General features: G+C 59.8%; 19 protein-coding genes. 5 read left to right on the top strand and 14 right to left on the bottom strand.

Annotation, left to right across the window (positions count from 1 at the left end; genetic code table 11):
- Positions 1-143: 143 nt before the first annotated feature.
- Complete coding sequence (gene rlmE / locus HU715_RS25215) at positions 144-776, bottom strand: 23S rRNA (uridine(2552)-2'-O)-methyltransferase RlmE (RefSeq protein ID WP_003177853.1); 633 nt, start codon at positions 774-776, stop codon at positions 144-146.
- 105 nt (positions 777-881) lie between these two features.
- Between rlmE and HU715_RS25220 the strand changes: the two genes are divergently transcribed.
- The gene (locus HU715_RS25220) at positions 882-1,190 is read left to right on the top strand and encodes a YhbY family RNA-binding protein (protein WP_003177852.1); all 309 of its coding nucleotides are present in this window, start codon (positions 882-884) and stop codon (positions 1,188-1,190) included.
- A gap of 10 nt (positions 1,191-1,200) precedes the next feature.
- On the opposite strand, the gene HU715_RS25225 is transcribed toward HU715_RS25220, so the two are convergent.
- The 8 genes from HU715_RS25225 to grpE all read right to left on the bottom strand — a co-directional run bounded on the left by HU715_RS25225 (position 1,201) and on the right by grpE (position 11,678).
- A complete protein-coding gene (locus HU715_RS25225; protein ID WP_186706016.1) occupies positions 1,201-1,605 on the bottom strand; it encodes an MFS transporter in 405 nt (134 codons plus the stop codon).
- Positions 1,606-1,633: 28 nt separating this feature from the next.
- Positions 1,634-2,110, bottom strand: coding sequence for a transcription elongation factor GreA (gene greA, locus HU715_RS25230; RefSeq protein ID WP_030139783.1), 477 nt, complete (start codon positions 2,108-2,110; stop codon positions 1,634-1,636).
- 2 nt (positions 2,111-2,112) lie between these two features.
- Positions 2,113-5,334 (bottom strand): carbamoyl-phosphate synthase large subunit, encoded by a 3,222-nt coding sequence (carB, locus tag HU715_RS25235; RefSeq protein ID WP_186705982.1) that lies wholly within the window; start codon positions 5,332-5,334, stop codon positions 2,113-2,115.
- Between the two features lie 105 nt (positions 5,335-5,439).
- Positions 5,440-6,576 carry a glutamine-hydrolyzing carbamoyl-phosphate synthase small subunit gene (carA, locus tag HU715_RS25240; protein WP_053118343.1) on the bottom strand — a complete coding sequence of 379 codons (1,137 nt, stop codon included), beginning with the start codon at positions 6,574-6,576 and terminating at the stop codon, positions 5,440-5,442.
- A gap of 255 nt (positions 6,577-6,831) precedes the next feature.
- The gene (dapB, locus tag HU715_RS25245; RefSeq protein ID WP_186705981.1) at positions 6,832-7,638 is read right to left on the bottom strand and encodes a 4-hydroxy-tetrahydrodipicolinate reductase; all 807 of its coding nucleotides are present in this window, start codon (positions 7,636-7,638) and stop codon (positions 6,832-6,834) included.
- Between the two features lie 9 nt (positions 7,639-7,647).
- Positions 7,648-8,772 carry a molecular chaperone DnaJ gene (gene dnaJ, locus HU715_RS25250; protein WP_039592325.1) on the bottom strand — a complete coding sequence of 375 codons (1,125 nt, stop codon included), beginning with the start codon at positions 8,770-8,772 and terminating at the stop codon, positions 7,648-7,650.
- Positions 8,773-9,093: 321 nt separating this feature from the next.
- The gene (gene dnaK, locus HU715_RS25255; protein ID WP_014336568.1) at positions 9,094-11,010 is read right to left on the bottom strand and encodes a molecular chaperone DnaK; all 1,917 of its coding nucleotides are present in this window, start codon (positions 11,008-11,010) and stop codon (positions 9,094-9,096) included.
- 101 nt (positions 11,011-11,111) lie between these two features.
- A complete protein-coding gene (grpE, locus tag HU715_RS25260; protein WP_186705980.1) occupies positions 11,112-11,678 on the bottom strand; it encodes a nucleotide exchange factor GrpE in 567 nt (188 codons plus the stop codon).
- A gap of 243 nt (positions 11,679-11,921) precedes the next feature.
- Here grpE and recN point away from each other — a divergent pair, with 243 nt between their 5' ends.
- A complete protein-coding gene (recN, locus tag HU715_RS25265; RefSeq protein WP_186705979.1) occupies positions 11,922-13,595 on the top strand; it encodes a DNA repair protein RecN in 1,674 nt (557 codons plus the stop codon).
- Between the two features lie 75 nt (positions 13,596-13,670).
- Here recN and fur read toward each other — a convergent pair whose 3' ends face one another.
- The gene (fur, locus tag HU715_RS25270) at positions 13,671-14,075 is read right to left on the bottom strand and encodes a ferric iron uptake transcriptional regulator (protein WP_003197684.1); all 405 of its coding nucleotides are present in this window, start codon (positions 14,073-14,075) and stop codon (positions 13,671-13,673) included.
- 97 nt (positions 14,076-14,172) lie between these two features.
- Here fur and HU715_RS25275 point away from each other — a divergent pair, with 97 nt between their 5' ends.
- Positions 14,173-14,700, top strand: a complete 528-nt coding sequence (locus tag HU715_RS25275) for an outer membrane protein assembly factor BamE (protein ID WP_014336565.1) — start codon at positions 14,173-14,175, stop codon at positions 14,698-14,700.
- A 60-nt stretch (positions 14,701-14,760) separates the two neighbouring features.
- Here HU715_RS25275 and HU715_RS25280 read toward each other — a convergent pair whose 3' ends face one another.
- From HU715_RS25280 to HU715_RS25290, 3 genes are read right to left on the bottom strand one after another with little or no spacing between them, the layout of a single operon-like run.
- Positions 14,761-15,063 carry an RnfH family protein gene (locus tag HU715_RS25280; RefSeq protein ID WP_186705978.1) on the bottom strand — a complete coding sequence of 101 codons (303 nt, stop codon included), beginning with the start codon at positions 15,061-15,063 and terminating at the stop codon, positions 14,761-14,763.
- A complete protein-coding gene (locus HU715_RS25285) occupies positions 15,060-15,503 on the bottom strand; it encodes a type II toxin-antitoxin system RatA family toxin (RefSeq protein WP_186705977.1) in 444 nt (147 codons plus the stop codon). The genes HU715_RS25280 and HU715_RS25285 overlap by 4 nt, the downstream gene beginning before the upstream one ends.
- Before the next feature lie 7 nt (positions 15,504-15,510).
- Positions 15,511-16,914, bottom strand: a complete 1,404-nt coding sequence (locus tag HU715_RS25290; protein ID WP_186705976.1) for a sodium-dependent transporter — start codon at positions 16,912-16,914, stop codon at positions 15,511-15,513.
- 118 nt (positions 16,915-17,032) lie between these two features.
- Here HU715_RS25290 and smpB point away from each other — a divergent pair, with 118 nt between their 5' ends.
- Positions 17,033-17,515 carry an SsrA-binding protein SmpB gene (smpB, locus tag HU715_RS25295; protein WP_042730880.1) on the top strand — a complete coding sequence of 161 codons (483 nt, stop codon included), beginning with the start codon at positions 17,033-17,035 and terminating at the stop codon, positions 17,513-17,515.
- A 198-nt stretch (positions 17,516-17,713) separates the two neighbouring features.
- Here the strand turns inward: smpB and HU715_RS25300 are convergent, their stop codons facing one another.
- Positions 17,714-18,481: an FCD domain-containing protein gene (locus HU715_RS25300; RefSeq protein ID WP_186705975.1), complete on the bottom strand. Its 768-nt coding sequence runs from the start codon at positions 18,479-18,481 to the stop codon at positions 17,714-17,716.
- Positions 18,482-18,743: 262 nt separating this feature from the next.
- On the opposite strand from HU715_RS25300, the gene HU715_RS25305 reads away from it, so the two are divergent.
- On the top strand, positions 18,744-20,438 hold the full coding sequence (locus tag HU715_RS25305) for a lactate permease LctP family transporter (protein WP_186705974.1): 1,695 nt from the start codon (positions 18,744-18,746) through the stop codon (positions 20,436-20,438).
- Positions 20,439-20,534: the final 96 nt, after the last annotated feature.

A 20,534-nucleotide genomic window follows, 5' to 3' on the forward strand; every position in this document is an offset into this window, starting at 1 on the left:
ATATTCACCGGCCTAACTTACTACATTACCTACGACTCTGGCAGGCGCCGTCTGTAACCCTTTGTGAAACACTTTCTACACATTATTCGCTAATGCTCACGGGACGAAATACGAAAAACCTATCGCCCCGGTCGAAAAACCTCTTATTCCTCACTGCGACCACGGAAACCACGGCCTAGCAGGTACTGCTCACGGGAACGATCACGCGATGATTTCGGCTTGCGCGTCGTGACCTTCTCGAACTGCTTGCGCACGCTCTTGTGATATTCGTCGAAGCCTTCACCCTGGAAGACCTTGATCAAAAAATCACCACCTGGCTTCAACACCCGAGTCGCAAGATCCAGCGCCAACTCGCACAGGAACATCGATCGCGGCATATCAACAGATGCCAATCCACTCATATTGGGGGCCATATCGGAAATCACAAGGTCCACCTCGTTTTTTCCAACCGCTTCAAGGATCTGCGCCAGCACGGCGTCCTCGGTAAAGTCGCCCTGAATGAAGGTCACATCCGGGATGCTGTCCATTTCCAGGATATCGGAAGCGATCAATGTGCCTTGCCCACCAATCAGACGACTGGTCACTTGGGACCAGCCACCCGGGGCGGCGCCCAAGTCGATCACGCTCATGCCTGGACGGATCAAACGGTCTCTTTCCTGAATCTCCAGCAGCTTGTAGCTGGCACGGGAACGATACCCGTCCTTTTGCGCCATTTTCACGAATGGGTCGTTGAAATGCTCTTGCAGCCATTTAAGACTTGTCTTGGAACGGGCCACGGGCCACCTCAAAAATAAAACGGGTCGTGATTAAGTGGGCGGTCCCGGACTTGCTCGGGTAAACTGGCCGCCGCTTTTTACAAGATCAGACGCAGGGGTCAGATTATGCCGCTCACTCAAGAGCAGAAGAAACAATACAAATCCATTGGCCACCATCTGAAACCGGTTTTGACTGTGGCTGACAACGGTTTGACTGAAGGTGTACTCGCCGAACTGGAACGCGCCTTGGGCGATCACGAGCTGATCAAGATCAAGCTCAACATCCTCGATCGCGAAGCCCGCCTGGCTGCCGTTGCCGAACTGTGCAAGACCGGCAAGGCAGACCTGGTGCAGGTCATCGGCAAGATGGCGCTGATTTATCGCAAGAACTTCAGCGTCAACAAGCAACTGTCGAACGTTCACCGCTTCAAGTGATGTCAAAGGGTCAAGGGTGTGCCTCGCACACCCTGCCGCTCCACCCGGGAACCGGCTGCAACACCAGCACCAAACCGGAAAAGCCCAGCACCAGGTAACTGAATACCTGCCACTGGCTCGCATCCGGCCAGCCGAGATGCACCGCAAAGAACATCCCGCACGCATACATCGACATGAGCAGCAACTGCCCACGAATGTCGCGCCATAGACTGGCAAGGCCTTCAGCCTGAACCAGCACCAAAGCCTGAAACATCACGCACGCCGCGGAAAACGCCACCAGCAGCGCCGTCAGCATGCCGGCGATTTCATCGATGAGCAGCGGTGCCAGGCCGACTCGACCCAGCACCGGCAGCAAACCAATGTGCAACAACCAGATGCCGCCCACCCATAACATCTGGGTGAGCTGCCAGATCATGGCGCCGGCTCGCAGCGGGCGCCTTCGTTCAGATGTGACGGACTTCGACAATCTCATACTCGATGACACCACCCGGCGTCTTCACCGCAACCACATCACCCTCTTCCTTGGCAATCAAGGCGCGAGCAATGGGTGAACCGACGGAAATCTTGCCGAGCTTGATGTCTGCCTCGTCCTCGCCAACGATCTGGTAGGTCACGCTTTCATCGGTCTCGACGTTAGCGATCTCCACCGTGGTGCCAAAAATGACCTTGCCGGTGTGCGGAATCGTCGTGACATCGATGATCACCGCATTCTGCATGCGGCCTTCGATGTCACGGACACGCGCCTCGACCATCCCCTGCTCCTCTCGGGCAGCGTGGTATTCGGCGTTTTCCTTCAGGTCGCCCAGCTCACGCGCTTCACCGATAGCCTGGCTCAAGCGCGGGCGCTCGACCTTGGTCAGGAAAGCGTGTTCTTCTTCCAGAGCCTTCGCGCCCTGAACAGTCATCGGGTACTTGGTTATGCTCATGCCTTCAATCCTGCATGTAGATCCTGCAAGCGACGCACGGTCTTCTCGGGACCGAACTTGAGCGCTTCGCAGATCGCTTCGCCCGCAGCAATGGTCGTGGTGCAGTAGATCTTGTGCTGCAGCGCATTGCGACGAATGGAATAGGAATCGGCGATCGATTGACGACCTTCGGTGGTGTTGATGATCAGCGTGACTTCGTCATTCTTGATCATATCGACCACGTGCGGACGGCCCTCGGTCACCTTGTTCACGCGGCGCACTTTCAGGCCCGCCGCTTCGATCAGCTTGGCAGTACCGGCAGTGGCGACCACTTCGAAGCCCAAGTTGATCAGATCACGGGCTACGCCTGCAACCAGCGGCTTGTCGTCATCACGCACACTGATGAACGCCGTGCCGCCAGTCGGCAACACTTCGCTGGCGCCCATCTGGGCCTTGGCGAAGGCTTCACCGAAGGTATCGCCCACGCCCATCACTTCACCGGTGGACTTCATCTCAGGGCCGAGGATCGGGTCTACGCCAGGGAACTTGGCGAACGGGAACACCGCCTCTTTCACACTGTAGAAGTTCGGGATGATTTCCTTGGTGAAGTTCAGCTCTTTCAGGGTTTTGCCAGCCATGACGCGCGCCGCGATCATCGCCAGGGAAACACCGATGCACTTGGAAACGAACGGCACGGTACGGGAAGCGCGTGGGTTGACTTCGATGACGTAGATATCTTCGCCTTGCAAGGCCAGTTGCACGTTCATCAGGCCGATGACACCCAGTTCCAGGGCCATTTTCTTGACCTGCTCGCGCATCTCGTCCTGGATGTGCGCCGGCAGCGAGTACGGCGGCAGCGAACAGGCGGAGTCACCGGAGTGAACACCAGCCTGCTCGATGTGCTGCATGATCGCGCCGATCACCACGTCCTTGCCGTCGCTGACCGCATCCACGTCCATCTCGATGGCGCAGTTGAGGAAGTGATCCAGCAGCACCGGGCTGTCGTTGGACACCTGGACCGCTTCGCGCAGGTAACGCTTGAGTTCGTCTTCCTGGTAGACGATTTCCATCGCACGACCGCCCAGCACATAGGACGGACGCACCACCAGCGGATAACCGATCTTGGCGGCGGCACGAATCGCTTCGTCTTCGCTGCGCACGGTGGCGTTTGGCGGCTGGCGCAAGTTCAGGCGCTCGACCATCTGCTGGAAGCGCTCACGGTCTTCGGCGCGGTCGATGGCATCCGGGCTGGTACCGATGATCGGCACGCCGGCGGCTTCAAGGGCGCGAGCCAGTTTCAGTGGGGTCTGGCCGCCGTACTGGACGATCACGCCTTTTGGCTTCTCGACGCGGACGATTTCCAGCACGTCTTCCAGGGTCACTGGCTCGAAGTACAGGCGATCGGAGGTGTCGTAGTCGGTGGACACGGTTTCCGGGTTGCAGTTGACCATGATGGTCTCGTAACCGTCGTCGCGCAGGGCCAGTGCCGCGTGTACGCAGCAGTAGTCGAACTCGATGCCCTGGCCGATCCGGTTAGGACCGCCACCCAGGATCATGATCTTGTCCCGGGTCGATGGCGCGGCTTCGCACTCTTCTTCGTACGTGGAGTACAGGTAGGCGGTGTCGGTGGCGAACTCGGCCGCGCAGGTGTCGACGCGCTTGTAGACCGGGAACACTTCCAGCTTGTGCCGATGAGCACGCAGGCTCTTCTCGGTCACACCCAGCAGCTTGGCCAGGCGCATGTCGGAGAAGCCTTTGCGCTTGAGGCGGAACATCGTGTCGCGGTTGATGCTGGACATGCCCAGGGTCTTGACCTTCTCTTCTTCCTTGATCAGATCTTCGATCTGGACCAGGAACCAAGGGTCGATCATGTTCATGCCGAAGATCTGCTCGACGGTCATGCCGGCGCGGAAGGCATCGGCCACGTACCAGATACGCTCGGCACCCGGCACGGTCAGCTCGCGCTTGAGCACGCTCATGCTTTCCGGGTCGTTCAGATCCAGCTTCGGATCGAGACCACAGACACCCACTTCCAGGCCGCGAAGGGCTTTCTGCAGGGATTCCTGGAAGGTCCGGCCGATGGCCATGACTTCACCGACCGACTTCATCTGGGTGGTCAGGCGGGCATCGGCCTTGGCGAACTTCTCGAAGGCGAAGCGTGGCAGCTTGGTGACAACGTAGTCGATGGACGGTTCGAAGGACGCCGGGGTCTTGCCGCCGGTGATGTCGTTCGACAGCTCGTCCAGGGTGTAGCCCACGGCCAGCTTGGCGGCGACCTTGGCGATCGGGAAACCGGTGGCCTTGGAGGCCAGGGCCGACGAACGGGATACCCGCGGGTTCATCTCGATGACCACCATGCGCCCGGTGTTCGGGCAGATGCCGAACTGGACGTTGGAGCCGCCGGTTTCCACGCCGATCTCACGCAGTACCGCCAGGGAGGCGTTACGCAGGATCTGGTATTCCTTGTCGGTCAGGGTCTGGGCCGGTGCAACGGTGATCGAGTCACCGGTGTGCACGCCCATCGGGTCGAAGTTCTCGATGGAGCAGACGATGATGCAGTTGTCCTTTTTGTCGCGGACAACTTCCATTTCGTATTCTTTCCAGCCGATCAGGGATTCGTCGATCAGCAGTTCCTTGGTCGGCGACAAGTCGAGACCACGGGCGCAGATTTCTTCGAATTCTTCACGGTTGTAGGCGATGCCACCACCGGTGCCGCCCATGGTGAAGGACGGACGGATGATGCACGGGAAGCCGAGGCGTTCCAGGACGGCGTTGGCCTCTTCCATGCTGTGGGCGATGCCCGAGCGTGGGCAGTCCAGGCCGATGGACTTCATCGCCTTGTCGAAGCGCGAACGGTCTTCGGCCTTGTCGATGGTGTCGGCATTGGCGCCGATCATTTCCACACCGAATTTTTCCAGGACGCCTTCGCGCTCCAGGTCCAGTGCGCAGTTCAGCGCGGTCTGGCCCCCCATGGTCGGCAGCAGCGCGTCCGGGCGCTCCTTCTCGATGATCTTGGCGACGGTCTGCCACTTGATCGGCTCGATGTAGGTGGCGTCGGCCATGGCCGGGTCGGTCATGATGGTGGCCGGGTTGGAGTTCACCAGGATGACGCGGTAGCCCTCTTCGCGCAGGGCTTTACAGGCCTGGGCGCCGGAGTAGTCGAATTCGCAAGCCTGGCCGATCACGATCGGGCCAGCGCCGAGAATCAGGATGCTTTTTATGTCTGTACGTTTTGGCATGGGTTTGTCACTCAAATCCGCAGGTCAGTCGGCTAGGCCGTCGAACAATCTTTGAAGCGCCCGAGGGGGCCACCGCGTTCGGGGCCGCCCTCGGGCTTCGCGCGGTCAGCGTCGCTTGGCCATCTCGTTGATGAAGCGATCGAACAGCGGCGCCACATCGTTCGGGCCCGGGCTCGCTTCAGGGTGGCCCTGGAAGCTGAACGCGCTCTTGTCGGTACGCTCGATACCTTGCAGCGTGCCGTCGAACAGCGATTTGTGAATCGCGCGAACGTTGGCCGGCAGGGTCGCTTCATCCACGGCAAAACCGTGGTTCTGGCTGGTAATCATCACTACGCCGGTGTCCAGGTCCTGGACCGGGTGGTTCGCACCGTGGTGGCCGTGACCCATTTTCAGGGTCTTGGCGCCCGAAGCGAGGGCCAGCAACTGGTGACCGAGGCAGATACCGAATACCGGGATCTCGGTTTCCAGCACGTCCTTGATCGCCTGGATCGCGTAGTCGCAAGGCTCCGGGTCGCCCGGGCCGTTGGACAGGAACACGCCGTCGGGCTTGAGGGCCAGGACGTCGGCGGCCGGGGTTTGCGCCGGTACCACGGTGACGCGGCAGCCACGCTCGACCAGCATGCGCAGGATATTCAGCTTGACGCCGTAGTCGTACGCCACCACGTGATACGGCAGCTCGGAAGCCTCGATCGTCGCGTGACTGTCGGTCTTCAGGTCCCAGACCGTGGAGCGCCATTCGTATTGTTTCTGGGTGCTGACGACTTTCGCCAGGTCCATGCCCTTGAGGCCAGGGAAACCCTGGGCAGCGGCGATGGCGGCTTCTTCGGAAATGTTGTCGCCGGCCATGATGCAGCCGTTCTGAGCGCCTTTTTCCCGAAGGATGCGGGTCAGGCGGCGGGTGTCGATACCAGCGATCGCCACGACGTTGTTGGCTTTCAGGTAGTCGGACAGGGACATCGTGTTACGCCAGTTGCTCGCTACCAGCGGCAAGTCACGGATGACCAGGCCGGCGGACCAGACACGATCGGACTCGGCGTCTTCCGGCGTGGTGCCGGTGTTGCCGATGTGCGGGTAAGTCAGGGTAACGATTTGCTGGGCGTAGGAAGGATCGGTAAGAATTTCCTGATAGCCGGTCATTGCGGTGTTAAACACCACCTCACCAACGGTCTGACCGTCGGCTCCAATGGCTTCGCCGCGAAAAATGCTGCCATCAGCAAGGGCGAGTATGGCTGGCTTAGTCAAGAAGACCTCCCGTAAATAAAGCCTGAAAGGGCGATCGCAGGTTGTAAAAAAGCGGAGTGACGTATGGACACGTCACCCCGCTTGTTCACTGAATTATTCTGCGCGCTTTTAGTGGACACACTAAAGCTGTAGCTTACAGAAAAAGGGTTTTTTGGTCCACCGCTAATGAGCCTTAAAGGCAGGGGAATGCGACAGGTCGTCGCGAAGCGGTGTAAAACGGGGCTCAGTATAACCTGAACCCCGCCCTTAATGGCATCAACGCAGGTCGAGAACGTCCTGCATGTCGTACAAACCAGGCTCGCGACCATCCAGCCACAGCGCGGCACGTACCGCGCCCTTGGCGAAGGTCATCCGGCTCGACGCCTTGTGGGTGATCTCCAGTCGCTCGCCTTCAGTGGCGAACAGCACGGTGTGGTCGCCCACCACATCGCCACCACGCACCGTGGCGAAACCGATGGTGTCACGCTCACGGGCACCGGTGTGCCCTTCACGCCCATACACGGCGACCTTCTGCAGATCACGCCCCAGCGCATCGGCAATCACTTCACCCATGCGCAAGGCTGTCCCCGACGGCGCGTCGATCTTGTGCCGGTGATGAGCCTCGATGATTTCGATATCGGCATCGTCACCCAACACCCGGGCCGTCAGATCCAGCAGTTTGAGCGACAGGTTCACGCCCACGCTGAAGTTCGCCGCGAATACGATCGGGATGTCCTTGCCGGCATCGGCCAACAATTGCTTCTGCGTCGCATCCAGCCCGGTCGTACCGATCACCATGGCCTTGCCATGCTTGCGGCAGATCGCCAGGTTTTTCAGCATCACCTCCGGCAGGGTGAAGTCGATGAGCACGTCGAACTCGTCGAGCACCTTCTCCAGGCCGCCGGACATCGGCACGCCGATACGTCCCAACGATGCCAGCTCGCCAGCATCGGCGCCCACCAGCGTACTGTCGGGCCGAACGATGGCCGCCGTGAGGCCGGAGAGCGGCGAGCGCTGCTGCACCGCCTCGACCAGCGCCTTGCCCATGCGCCCCGCAGCGCCCATCACAGCTATACGTCGCATGCGAACTCCTTACAGGTCGCCGAAGAAGCGCTTCACGCCTTCGAACCAACCGGTGGTTTTCGGTGAGTGGCTGTTGTCATCGGCCAGGGAGTTGCGGAACTCTTCCAACAGTTCACGCTGACGACGCCCCAGGTTGACCGGCGTTTCCACCGCTACGCGACACATCAGGTCGCCTGCACCACCGCCACGCACTGGCGCGACGCCTTTGCCACGGATCCGGAACTGCTTGCCGGTCTGCGTGCCTTCGGGGATTTTCAGCTTGACGCGACCGTCGAGGGTGGGGATTTCAAGCTCGCCACCCAAGGCCGCATCGACGAAGCTGATCGGCACTTCGCAAAACAGGTGCTTGCCATCGCGCTGGAAAATCGCGTGTTCGCGGACGTTGATGACCACGTACAAGTCGCCAGTCGGGCCACCCTGGGCACCCGCCTCGCCCTCGCCAGACAGGCGAATGCGATCACCGGTGTCGACACCGGCCGGCACCTTGACCGACAGCGTCTTGTACTCTTCGACACGCCCTTCTCCATGGCAGGAGTCACACGGATCGGAAATGATCTTGCCTTGGCCATGGCAACGCGGGCAGGTCTGCTGGACCGAGAAGAAGCCCTGCTGCATGCGAACCTGGCCAATGCCGCCGCAGGTCGGGCAGGTCACGGGCGAGGAGCCCTTCTTGGCACCCGAGCCATCACACGGCTTGCAGTTGACCAGTGTCGGCACGCGGATATTGACGGTGGTACCGCGCACCGCTTCTTCCAGATTCAGCTCCAGCGTGTAGCGCAGGTCACTGCCACGCTGGGCGCCACCACGGGCACCGCCGCGACCGCCGCCGAAGAAATCGCTGAACACATCACCGAAAATATCGGAGAAGTTCTGGCCGCCGAAACCGGCACCGCCGCCACCCATGCTCGGGTCGACACCGGCATGCCCGTACTGGTCGTAGGCCGCGCGCTTACTGGAATCGGACAGGACTTCGTAAGCCTCGTTGGCTTCCTTGAACATCTCTTCCGACGCTTTGTCGCCGGGATTACGGTCCGGGTGGTGCTTCATCGCCAGGCGACGATAAGCCTTCTTCAGCTCCGCCTCGCTGGCTCCCCGCTCAACACCCAATACTTCGTAAAAATCACGCTTCGCCATTAGTCTTTGCACTCTTATAGGACGTCCGGCAAACCTCTCCTGAACCTTGCCAAACTCGTTGAGCCCCAATGCAGGCCCGGACCCAACTCACGTCAATTCAACGATCCTGGTTGTAAACTTTCAGCCAGGTACCCGGCCAAAACGCGGCGTCCATCGCCGGAAAGCAGGAGCATTCCCGAACACGCCGTCAGCACCCGAGCTTTGTCGCATGCTGTAAAAAATTCGTTGCCTCCAGACACGCCAACGCGGGAGCAAGCTCCCGCGCGGCGACATCCTACCAGCCACCGCACAAACGCAGTCAACCGGCCGACCAACAAGCGATTACTTGTGGTCTTTCACTTCTTCGAACTCGGCGTCGACGACGTCGTCGGCTTTCTCGGCCGATTCGCCCTGCGCAGCCGCGCCTTCGGCAGGCTGGGCCTGCTCGGCGTACATCTTCTGAGCCACAGGTGCGGAGACCTTCGACAGCTCTTCGATCTTCGCCTCGATGGCCGCCTTGTCGTCGCCTTTCACAGCGGCTTCCAGGGCAACCACGGCCGCTTCGATGGCGGTTTTCTCTTCCGCGGTCACTTTCTCGCCAGCATCGGCGATCATCTTGCGGGTCGAGTGCACCAGGGCATCGCCTTGGTTACGGGCGCTGGCCAGCTCTTCGAACTTGCGGTCTTCCTCGGCGTTGACTTCAGCGTCGCGAACCATCTGCTGAATTTCTTCCTCGGACAGGCCGGAGTTGGCCTTGATCACGATCGACTGGGTCTTGCCGGTGGCCTTGTCTTTCGCACCAACGTGCAGGATGCCGTTGGCGTCGATGTCGAAGGTCACTTCGATTTGCGGCACGCCACGTGGTGCTGGCGGGATCTCGGCCAGGTCGAACTTGCCCAGGGACTTGTTCTGGGCAGCTTGCTTGCGCTCACCTTGCAGCACGTGGATGGTCACGGCGCCCTGGTTGTCGTCGGCCGTCGAGAACACTTGGGATTTCTTGGTAGGAATCGTGGTGTTTTTCTCGATCAGCGCGGTCATCACGCCACCCATGGTTTCGATACCCAGGGTCAGCGGGCTGACGTCGAGCAGCAGAACGTCCTTCACGTCACCGGCCAGAACGGCGCCCTGGATGGCAGCACCCATGGCAACGGCTTCGTCCGGGTTCACGTCCTTACGGGCTTCTTTGCCGAAGAAGTCGGTCACCAGCTTCTGGACCAGCGGCATACGGGTCTGGCCGCCCACCAGGATCACGTCGTTGATCGAGCCAACGTCGATACCGGCGTCTTTCATGGCAATGCGGCAAGGTTCGATGGTGCGCTGAACCAGGTCTTCCACCAGCGCTTCGAGCTTGGCGCGGGAGATTTTTACGTTCAAGTGCTTAGGACCGGTGGCGTCTGCGGTGATGTACGGCAGGTTCACGTCGGTCGACTGGCTCGAGGACAGTTCGATCTTGGCTTTTTCAGCGGCTTCTTTCAGGCGCTGCATCGCCAGCGGGTCACCCTTGAGGTTCATGCCGCTTTCTTTCTTGAACTCGTCGACGAGGTAGTCGATCAGGCGGATGTCGAAGTCCTCACCACCGAGGAACGTGTCACCGTTGGTTGCCAGTACTTCGAACTGGTGCTCGCCGTCGACTTCAGCGATTTCGATCACGGAAACGTCGAAGGTACCGCCACCCAGGTCGTAAACGATCACGGTGTGATCGCCCTTGGCCTTGTCCATGCCGTAGGCCAGAGCGGCCGCGGTCGGTTCGTTGATGATACGTTTTACGTCCAGGCCCGCGATGCGGCCGGCGTCTTTGGTCGCCTGGCGCTGGCTGTCGTTGAAATAGGCAGGAACCGTGATGACCGCCTCGGTCACCGCTTCGCCGAGGTAGTCTTCGGCGGTTTTCTTCATTTTCTTGAGGATCTCGGCCGAGATCTGTGGCGGCGCCATTTTCTGGCCGTTCACTTCAACCCAGGCGTCGCCGTTGTCAGCCTTGGCGATTTTGTAAGGCACCATCTTGATGTCTTTCTGAACGACTTCTTCGTCGAACTTGCGACCGATCAGACGCTTCACCGCGTACAGGGTGTTATGCGGATTGGTCACTGCCTGACGCTTGGCCGACTGGCCAACCAGAATCTCGCCATCATTGGCGTACGCAATGATCGACGGCGTGGTGCGCGCGCCTTCAGCGTTTTCAATAACTTTGGCCTTGCCGTTTTCCAGCACGGAGACGCACGAGTTGGTGGTCCCCAGGTCGATGCCGATAATCTTGCCCATGTTAACTCTCCCGGAACTTGGATTTTGTTGCCGCAGCAGTGGTGGCTAACCGCGGTAGCACTTAAACGCTTGACTTATAGATGGGGCCGCTGCGCCCGATTTCAAGCCTGCTCATCAATAGAAGGCGAAACCGGTGCCGGCGCCTTGCTGACCACGACCATGGCCGGACGCAGCAGGCGGCCGTTGAGCAGGTAGCCTTTCTGGAAAACCTTCAGGACGCTGTTTGGCTCGACGTCAGCACTTTCCTGCATCGCCATGGCCTGGTGATGCTCGGCGTTGAAGGGCTCGCCATGGGGATCCAGGGCTTCGAGCTGATAACGCTTGAGGGTGTCCTGGAACATTTTCAGGGTCAGCTCGATGCCTTCGCGCATCGGACGGATGTTTTCGTCATCCGGATTGGACAGCTCCAGGCCGCGCTCCAGGCTGTCGATGATCGGCAGCAGGTCGCCGGCGAAACGCTCCAGGGCGAATTTATGGGCCTTTTCTACATCTTGCTCGGCGCGACGGCGGACATTCTGCAGGTCGGCGGCTACACGCAACGCCTGGTCCTGCGCACCGGCCAGTTGCTCCTCGAGCACTTGTACACGTGCCGACAGGTCTTCACCGGAATCCTGGGAAGCCTGATTGGCGTCTAGATTTTGCGTGTCCTGCGTCTGTTCGTCAGCCATAGAGATTTCTCCTTTCAACTTCGTCCGCGAGCTCGACTCGCGCTTCTGCCCCGGTATATGGGGCCGGGTTTTCCAGCTTCAAGGGTCATCTGACGAATTAACCTTACAAAAAGCAGCCGCATAATCATTCCGTGCCGCGCTAAGAAAATCATTTTCCCAAGCAAATCGAGCTAAGCTTGGGCATTGTCAGGCCGAAACAAAACACTGTATAAATAACCAGACCTAAAGCCTGGGAGCGGCCTTATGCTGGTGCACCTGTCCGTACACAACTACGCCATTGTCGAACACCTCGACCTCGAACTCGATCGAGGCATGAGCGTGATCACCGGTGAAACCGGCGCGGGCAAATCGATCATGCTCGACGCCCTGGGCCTGACCCTGGGCGACCGCGCCGACAGTGGCGTGGTGCGCCCCGGAGCGGACAAGGCCGACATCCTGGCGACCTTCGACCTGGTCGATATCCCCGAGGCCAGCGCCTGGCTGGCCGAACGCGACCTGGACACCGATGGCCTGTGCATCCTGCGCCGGGTCATCACCGCCGAAGGCCGCTCCCGAGGCTACATCAACGGCACGCCCTGCCCGCTGGGCGACCTCAAGGCCCTCGGCGAGTTGCTGATCGACATCCACAGTCAGCACGAACATCAATCCCTGCTCAAGACCGACACCCATCGTCGCCTGCTGGATGAATACGCCGGCGCTACCGACCTGGCCCGGCAAGTCCAACTGGCCGCCCAGCGTTGGCGCCAGACCCGGCAGGAACTGGATCGCCTCTCCAATTCCGGCGACGAACAGCGCGCCCGTCACCAGCTATTGAGCTACCAGCTCGAAGAACTGGAGAACCTGGCCCTGGGTGAAAATGAACTGGAAGAACTGGAGCAGGAACACAAGAACCTGACCAACGCCGAAACCCTGCTGGGCATCTGCCGCCAGGTGGTCGAGCAATGCAGCGAGAGCGATTCGGGCAACGTGCTCAATGCGCTGACAGGGAGCCTGAACCGGTTGTCCAGCGTGAACAATTCGGTGGGCGCCCTGAGCGAAGCGACCAACCTGCTGACGAGCGCGCAGATCCAGGTCGAGGAAGCCGTTGGGGAACTGAATCGCTTCCTCGATCATTTCGACGCCGACCCGGCACGCCTGCAATACCTGGAAGAGCGCCTGGACACTATCTATACACTGGCGCGCAAACACCGCATCCAGCCGACCGAGGTTGCCGAACTCCAACAGCGGTTGCTGGAAGAACTCGAGACCCTGAACGCCAACGACGAGTCCATCGAGCGCCTCGGGGACGAATTGGCTTCTTATGCCCGTCATTATCAGGAAAAGGCCAAAGAGCTCAGCGAGCTGCGACGCCAAGCCGCGACAGGGCTGGCCAGTGCCGTAGAGCAGGAAATCCAACGCCTGGGCATGCCCGGTGGACGCTTCACCATCGAATTGCGCCCCAACGCCGGCGACGAACTCCAACCCAATGGGCTGGAACAGGTGGAATTGCTGGTCAGCGCCAACCCCGGGCAACCACTCAAGGGCCTGGCCAAAGTCGCCTCCGGCGGTGAATTGTCACGAATCAGCCTGGCCATCCAGGTCATCACCGCGCAGACCTCCCGCGTACCGACACTAGTGTTCGACGAAGTGGACGTGGGCATCGGTGGCCCGACAGCGGAAATTGTCGGCCAATTGCTCCGCCGACTGGGCGAGCGTGGCCAGGTGTTGACCGTCACTCACCTGCCCCAGGTCGCCGCCCAAGGGCACCAGCATTTATTTGTACACAAGGTGCGTGGCGAGGACGCGACTCGCACCGCCGTGTCGAAGCTCAACAAAAACGAGCGTGTAGAAGAAGTGGCACGAATGCTGGGCGGGATCGACCTCACCAAGGAATCCCTGGCCCACGCGAAAAAAATGGTCGTTACCGCGAAAAACTGAGAACGGCAGAAAGCACGAAGGCGACCCTGGGGTCGCCTTCGTTCGTTTCGCGAACCTTAAGTCCGCGCGACATGCTTACTTTTTCTTGCGTACGTACAGCACAAGATTGTGATCAACCATCTCGAAGCCATACTTGTCGACGATTGCTTTCTGCAGCCGCTCGATTTCTTCGTCGAAGAATTCGATGACTTCACTGGTCTCGACGTTGACCATATGGTCGTGATGCTTGCCGTCGTCCAGTTCGAAGACCGCATGGCCTCCGTCGAAGTTGTGTCGCACCACAAGGCCAGCTGCCTCGAACTGGGTCAGGACACGGTAAACCGTGGCCAGACCGACGTCCTCACCAGCCTCCATCAGCGCCTTGTAGACATCCTCGGCGCTCATGTGGCGTTGCTCGGCGGAATCGAGCATTTGTAGAATCTTGACCCGTGGCAGGGTCACTTTGAGGCCGGCTTTGCGTAGTTCGCTATTTTCAACCATGGTCAGCTTTCTCGCGATGCTGCTTCGCAGCTTCTCTTAATGCGGGTATGATCGGCGTTTACGTTGTCCCAGCCAAGATAGTGGAAGTCGCCCACCGATGCAAAACACCAAGCTCTTGCTAACCAGTTTCACCTTTGTGGGACTGCTCGCACTCGCCGGTTGTTCATTCCCCGGGGTTTACAAAATCGACATCCAGCAGGGCAATGTCGTCACGCAGGACATGATAGACCAGTTACGCCCGGGAATGACCCGCCGGCAAGTACGGTTTATCATGGGTAACCCTCTGCTGACCGACACGTTCCATGCCGATCGCTGGGATTATCTGTACAGCTTGCAGCCAGGCGGCGGTGAGCGCCAGCAGGAACGCATCAGCGTCATCTTCAGCCCTGACGACCAACTTGTCAGCCTGTCGGGCGATTTCATGCCTGGTGTGAGCCGCGACGAGGCCATCATGGGCAAGGACAGCGGCACCACCGTGACCGACCCGGCCCAGAATGCCGAACAGCCGAAACCGGAAAAGCCGGTCAAGCCAGGTTCGTTGCTGGACCAGATCCAGAAGGACGTGGACAACGTCGAGACCGTACCGGTCCCGACTCCGGAGCCTCTGGATACGTCGCCGCAATAAATCGCGACAAGAAAAAAACCCGGCATGCCGGGTTTTTTCTTGCCTGCGATTCCGGCCAGGTTATTGCTCCGATTGTCGCGCCTGGGCAGCCTTGGCCGCGCGCAGGCGGCGAATTTCCTTCGGATCAGCCAATAAAGGTCGATAAATTTCCAATCGATCGGCCGCTCGCACCACTTGGTTATCCAGATCGGCAACCACCTTGCCAAAAATCCCCACCGGGCAAGTTGCCAGGTCCAGCTCCGGGAATACGTCGGCAATCCCCGACGCCACCAGCGCTGCGCGAACACTGGTGCCTTCCTGCACCCTGCAGGTGCGCAAGACCTGGCGATCCACCGAGGCGTACACCACTTCTATCTCGATCAACGCTTGAGCTCTGCGTTCTGCTTGGCGCGCTGACAGAACGCATCGACCAGGGTATTGGCGGCCTGGTTGAACAGCGGTCCCAATGTTGCTCGTACCAACGGACCGGCGTAGTCAAATGAAAGGTCCAGGCTGATCTTGCAGGCTTTCTCGCCAAGCGGCTTGAACACCCATACACCATGGAGCTGGTTGAATGGCCCTTCTTCAAGGTTCATTTCGATGGACTGGCCAGGCACCAAGGTATTTCGAGTAACAAAATGCTGGCTCAGGCCGCCCTTGGCGACGTTGAGGCTGGCGCGCATATGGGTTTCGGAGCTCTCGAGCACCTCGGCAGACGAGCACCAAGGCAGGAACTCCGGATAACTCGCCACATCATTGACCAAGTCGTAAAGCGCCTGCGCCGGGTAGGGCAGCAAGGCCGAGCGTTGAATATGTGTCGTCATGTAAGCGTCACTTCCACAGCTGGGCGGCAAACACTACGAGAATGCCAATGGGCGCCACATAGCGCATCAAGAACAGGCTCAAGGCGAACAATACAGGACTGCGCAGCGACAACTCATCACGCACGGCTTCACGCCCCATGATCCACCCTGCAAACACCACGAAACACAGACCTCCCAGTGGAAGCATGATCCGAGATGTGAAGAAATCAATCACGCCAAAGAAATCCAGCCCTCCGGTTGCTCCCCACTGGTAGAGATGGAACAGCCCGTCTTCGTTCACGAAAAACTTCGCCTGCTTCCATATATTGAAGGAAAACACCGTGCCCAAGCCCACGAACCAGCAAGTGAAAGCCAGCCAGAACGTGACCCAGGCGCGACTCAAGCGGGTGCGCTCGACCAGATAGGCCACCATGGGTTCAAGCAGAGAGATGGCCGAACTCCAGGCGGCAATCGCCACCAGGACAAAAAACACCACGCCCATGACTTGGCCGAACGCCATGCTACCGAAAGCAAATGGCAGGCTGACGAACATCAGCCCCGGCCCTTCGCTGGGGTTCAGGCCGGCGGCAAACACAATCGGAAACAATGCCACGCCCGCCAGCAGCGACACGAAGGTATCCAGCAGCGCAACACCGACAACAGTCCTGGTCAGCGACGCATTTTTCGGCATGTAGGCGCCGTAGATCATGATCGAACCGACCCCGACACTGAGGGAAAAGAACGCGTGCCCCATGGCCGGTAGCAGGCCATCCATGACTTTTTCCGGCTTGAAGTCGAACATGAAATGCACGCCTTCCATGAAGTGTCCGGTCGTCATGCTGTAGCCCAGCAGGACCAGGATCATCACGAAAAGCAAGGGCATCATGATCCGCAGGCTGCGCTCAAGCCCTGCCACCACGCCCCGGGCTATCACCACGGCGGAAAGCACCATGAAAAGCGTGTGCCAAAGCGTGAGTCTCCAAGGGTCGGCGATCACATTGCCGAAGTAAGCGCCGACCTGATCAGGCGTCGCCCCCTGGAAATCGCCTCGCCCCATGTCGATGATGTAGTCCAGCGACCAGCCACCGACCACGCTATAGAAGGACAAGATCAACAGTGCCGTGATCATCCCGGCGAACGCACCCCAGGACCACTTCGGCGAGTGTCCTGCCTCCACGGCCAACACCTTCAGCGCGTTGGCCGGGCTTTGCCGGGCGCGACGGCCGATCAGTGTCTCCGCCAGCATGACCGGCGCGCCGATCAGGGCGATGCAGGCCAGGAACATCAATACGAAGGCACCGCCACCGTAGACGCCGACCATGTATGGAAACTTCCAGATACTACCCAGCCCCACGGCGGAACCGGTCGCCGCGAATATGAAGACCCAGCGGCTAGCCCAACTGCCGTGGACAGAAACCTTGTCTGTCGACATCGTGATCACGCCCAAGCGTTCAAAAAAGAGGCCGCATTGTCCGGGATTCACTCAACGTGCTCAAGCACGCAGCTTCACCGTAGCCGACACGCACGCAACTGCCTATAATGCCGCCCCTATGGCTAAACAGAAGAAACACCCCACAGGGACCATCGCGCAAAACAAAAAGGCGCGACACGATTACTTCATCGAACAACGTTTCGAGGCTGGCATGGTCCTGGCCGGCTGGGAAGTAAAGAGCTTGCGTGCCGGCAAGGCGCAACTGGTCGACAGTTATGTCTTGCTCAAGGACGGCGAAGCCTGGCTGCTGGGCAGTCATATCACGCCGCTGACCACCGCCAGCACCCATGTCATCGCCGATCCCGTGCGTTCGCGCAAGCTGCTGCTCAACAAGCGCGAGCTGGAAAAGCTCTTCGCCTCCGTGCAGCAGAAGGGCTACACCTGCGTCTGCACGTCGTTGTACTGGAGCAAGCACTTGATCAAGTGCGAAATTGCGCTGGGCAAGGGCAAGAAGGAGTACGACAAGCGCGATACCGAGCGCGAACGCGATGCCGGCCGCGAGCTGCAGCGCGCGGTGCGCAACAAGGGCAAGGAAGACTGATTCTTTCGTCCTTGAGACCGCTTTCGCGAGCAAGCCCGCTCCCACACCAGATCCCGGCAATACACAGATCCTGTGTTCACTGAAGATCCACTGTGGGAGCCGAGCTTGCTCGCGATGACGGTGGCACATGCGACAGTGATGTGTCAGACAGACCGCTTTCGCGAGCAGGCTCGCTCCCACAGGGGGCCACCGGCGCGATTACATCCCTTTACGCCGCTCCGCCCGCGCCACGCGCTGTACTTCCTGACGCACCTCTTCCAAGACTTCCTGCACATACAAGATATGTCGGCTGGAAACTTCCCGCGCCTGTTCGGCATGCCCATCCATAATGGCCTGGTACAACTCCCGATGCTGGCTGATCAGCATGTCGCGGGTCTCACTGCGCTGCTTATACATGCCGCCGATATTGGTGACGACGTTGCGCTTGAGCAGGTCGAACAAGCCACGAATGGTGTGCAGCAGTACCGCATTATGGCTGGCCTCGGCGATCGCCAGATGGAATCGGGCATCCGCCGCGCCCTCCTCCGCCCGACTGACCTCGTCGTGGCGCGAGTAACAATCCTGCAGTTCGTCGAACGCCGCCGTCAGCCGCTCGCGATCCACCTCCGTGGCCCGCAGTGCCGCGTAATAAGCGCAGGAAGCCTCCAGCGTGTGACGGAACTCCAGCAAATCGCGCTGTGCTTCGGGGTTGCTTTCCAACAGTTGCAGCAGCGGATCACTGAACGTCGAGCCCAGCGACTCCACCACATAGTTGCCGCCGCCCTGGCGACTGATCAACAAGCCTTTGGCCGTCAGCTTCTGGATCGCTTCACGCAACGAGGGGCGTGACACACCGAACTGCTCGGCCAGGGTCCGCTCGGCGGGCAGCCGCTCACCCGACTTCAGCGTGCCCTCAAGGATCATGCCTTCAAGCCGCTCGACAATATCGTCAGACAAACGGCGCTGACGAATCTGATCAAACCCCATAACTCAATTCTCCACGATCCCGACGGCTCGCCGGGCTCTCTATTCTGGCCCATCCGGGCCGTGCTCACACCCACCAAAAGCCATTTGTTCGAACGGATCAGATGCGTTCTGCACCGCTTATTCGACGAAAGTTTCAGGGCGGCAAATTGACACACGACAACCAAGGCTTTTACCCTAGCCGACAGCGCTTGTAAATTGGTAATACCAATTATCCAAATCGCTGATCAGTGCCTGACCAACAACAATTAGGGGCCCACCCATCATGCAAACCTGGCAACAGCTCTACAGCCCGCTCGGCAGCCTCGGCTTGTCCGCACTCGCGGCCGTTATTCCCATCGTATTTTTCTTCCTGGCCCTGGCGGTGTTTCGCCTCAAGGGGCATGTGGCCGGCAGCATCACCTTGGCCCTGGCGATTGCAGTGGCGATCTTTGCGTTCAATATGCCCGCAGACATGGCCTTCGCCGCTGCCGGCTATGGCTTTGCCTATGGCCTGTGGCCCATTGCCTGGATCATCGTCGCCGCAGTGTTTCTCTACAAACTGACCGTCAAGAGCGGCCAGTTCGAAGTGATTCGCAGCTCGGTGCTGTCGATTACCGATGACCAACGCCTGCAAGTGCTGTTGATCGGTTTCTGCTTTGGCGCATTCCTGGAAGGTGCCGCGGGCTTCGGCGCACCGGTGGCGATCACTGCCGCCCTGCTGGTCGGCCTGGGCTTCAACCCCCTGTACGCTGCGGGCCTGTGCCTGATCGCCAACACCGCCCCCGTGGCGTTCGGCGCGCTGGGCATCCCGATCATCGTGGCCGGTCAGGTCACCGGGATCGACGCGTTCAAGATCGGCGCCATGACCGGTCGCCAATTGCCCTTGCTGTCGCTGTTCGTGCCGTTCTGGCTGGTATTCATGATGGACGGCCTGCGCGGCGTGCGGGAAACCTGGCCAGCAGCGCTGGTGGCCGGCTTGAGCTTTGCCATCACCCAATATTTCACCTCCAACTTCATCGGCCCGGAACTGCCGGACATCACCTCCGCCCTGGCCAGCCTGATTTCCCTGACGCTGTTCCTGAAAATCTGGCAGCCCAAGCGCACCGCCGGCGCCCAGATTGCCGGCACCACCTCCAGCGCAACGGTCACCGCCAACGCCGGCGGTTTCGGCCAACCGCGCAGCACCGTGGCGTCGCCCTACAGCCTGGGGGAAATCATCAAGGCGTGGTCGCCGTTCCTGATTCTTACCGTGCTGGTGACGATCTGGACCCTCAAGCCGTTCAAGGCCATGTTCGCCGCCGGCGGCTCGATGTACGGCTGGGTGTTCAACTTCGCCATTGCGCACCTGGACCAGATGGTGATCAAGGTCGCGCCCATCGTGATCAACCCCACCGCCATCCCGGCCGTGTTCAAGCTGGATCCGATTTCCGCCACCGGCACGGCGATTTTCTTCTCCGCACTGATCTCGATGCTGGTGCTGAAGATCAACCTGAAAACTGGTCTTACCACTTTTAAAGAGACGCTTTTCGAGCTGCGCTGGCCGATCCTGTCCATCGGCATGGTGCTGGCGTTCGCGTTCGTCACCAACTATTCGGGCATGTCGTCGACCATGGCCCTGGTCCTGGCAGGCACGGGCGCGGCGTTCCCGTTCTTCTCGCCGTTCCTGGGTTGGCTGGGCGTGTTCCTGACCGGCTCCGATACCTCATCCAACGCGCTGTTCAGCTCGCTGCAAGCCACCACCGCGCACCAGATCGGCGTCAGCGACACCTTGCTTGTCGCGGCCAACACCAGCGGCGGGGTGACCGGCAAGATGATTTCGCCACAATCGATCGCGGTGGCCTGCGCCGCGACCGGGCTGGTGGGCAAGGAATCGGATCTGTTCCGTTTCACCCTCAAACACAGCCTATTCTTTGCAACGATTGTCGGCTTGATCACGTTGGCCCAGGCCTACTGGTTTACCGGCATGCTGGTTCATTAAGTCCTACACGCAATACTGGAAAAACCGACGCCGAACCGTGATTCGGCGTCTGCTATTCACAACCGGGTCTGCAAGGCTGCTGAAAGATTTCCTGGC

The sequence above is a fragment of the Pseudomonas zanjanensis genome (assembly GCF_014268745.2).
GTDB lineage: Bacteria > Pseudomonadota > Gammaproteobacteria > Pseudomonadales > Pseudomonadaceae > Aquipseudomonas > Aquipseudomonas zanjanensis.

What these genes read in the sequence shown, in the direction of transcription:
- dapB (WP_186705981.1), bottom strand. Translation starts at nt 7,638, where the DNA reads ATGCGACGTATAGCTGTGATGGGCGCTGCGGGGCGCATGGGCAAGGCG.
- recN (WP_186705979.1), top strand. Translation starts at nt 11,922, where the DNA reads ATGCTGGTGCACCTGTCCGTACACAACTACGCCATTGTCGAACACCTC.
- grpE (WP_186705980.1), bottom strand. Translation starts at nt 11,678, where the DNA reads ATGGCTGACGAACAGACGCAGGACACGCAAAATCTAGACGCCAATCAG.
- fur (WP_003197684.1), bottom strand. Translation starts at nt 14,075, where the DNA reads ATGGTTGAAAATAGCGAACTACGCAAAGCCGGCCTCAAAGTGACCCTG.
- dnaK (WP_014336568.1), bottom strand. Translation starts at nt 11,010, where the DNA reads ATGGGCAAGATTATCGGCATCGACCTGGGGACCACCAACTCGTGCGTC.
- HU715_RS25305 (WP_186705974.1), top strand. Translation starts at nt 18,744, where the DNA reads ATGCAAACCTGGCAACAGCTCTACAGCCCGCTCGGCAGCCTCGGCTTG.
- smpB (WP_042730880.1), top strand. Translation starts at nt 17,033, where the DNA reads ATGGCTAAACAGAAGAAACACCCCACAGGGACCATCGCGCAAAACAAA.
- HU715_RS25275 (WP_014336565.1), top strand. Translation starts at nt 14,173, where the DNA reads ATGCAAAACACCAAGCTCTTGCTAACCAGTTTCACCTTTGTGGGACTG.
- HU715_RS25290 (WP_186705976.1), bottom strand. Translation starts at nt 16,914, where the DNA reads ATGTCGACAGACAAGGTTTCTGTCCACGGCAGTTGGGCTAGCCGCTGG.
- HU715_RS25220 (WP_003177852.1), top strand. Translation starts at nt 882, where the DNA reads ATGCCGCTCACTCAAGAGCAGAAGAAACAATACAAATCCATTGGCCAC.
- dnaJ (WP_039592325.1), bottom strand. Translation starts at nt 8,772, where the DNA reads ATGGCGAAGCGTGATTTTTACGAAGTATTGGGTGTTGAGCGGGGAGCC.
- carB (WP_186705982.1), bottom strand. Translation starts at nt 5,334, where the DNA reads ATGCCAAAACGTACAGACATAAAAAGCATCCTGATTCTCGGCGCTGGC.
- HU715_RS25225 (WP_186706016.1), bottom strand. Translation starts at nt 1,605, where the DNA reads ATGATCTGGCAGCTCACCCAGATGTTATGGGTGGGCGGCATCTGGTTG.
- HU715_RS25285 (WP_186705977.1), bottom strand. Translation starts at nt 15,503, where the DNA reads ATGACGACACATATTCAACGCTCGGCCTTGCTGCCCTACCCGGCGCAG.
- HU715_RS25300 (WP_186705975.1), bottom strand. Translation starts at nt 18,481, where the DNA reads ATGGGGTTTGATCAGATTCGTCAGCGCCGTTTGTCTGACGATATTGTC.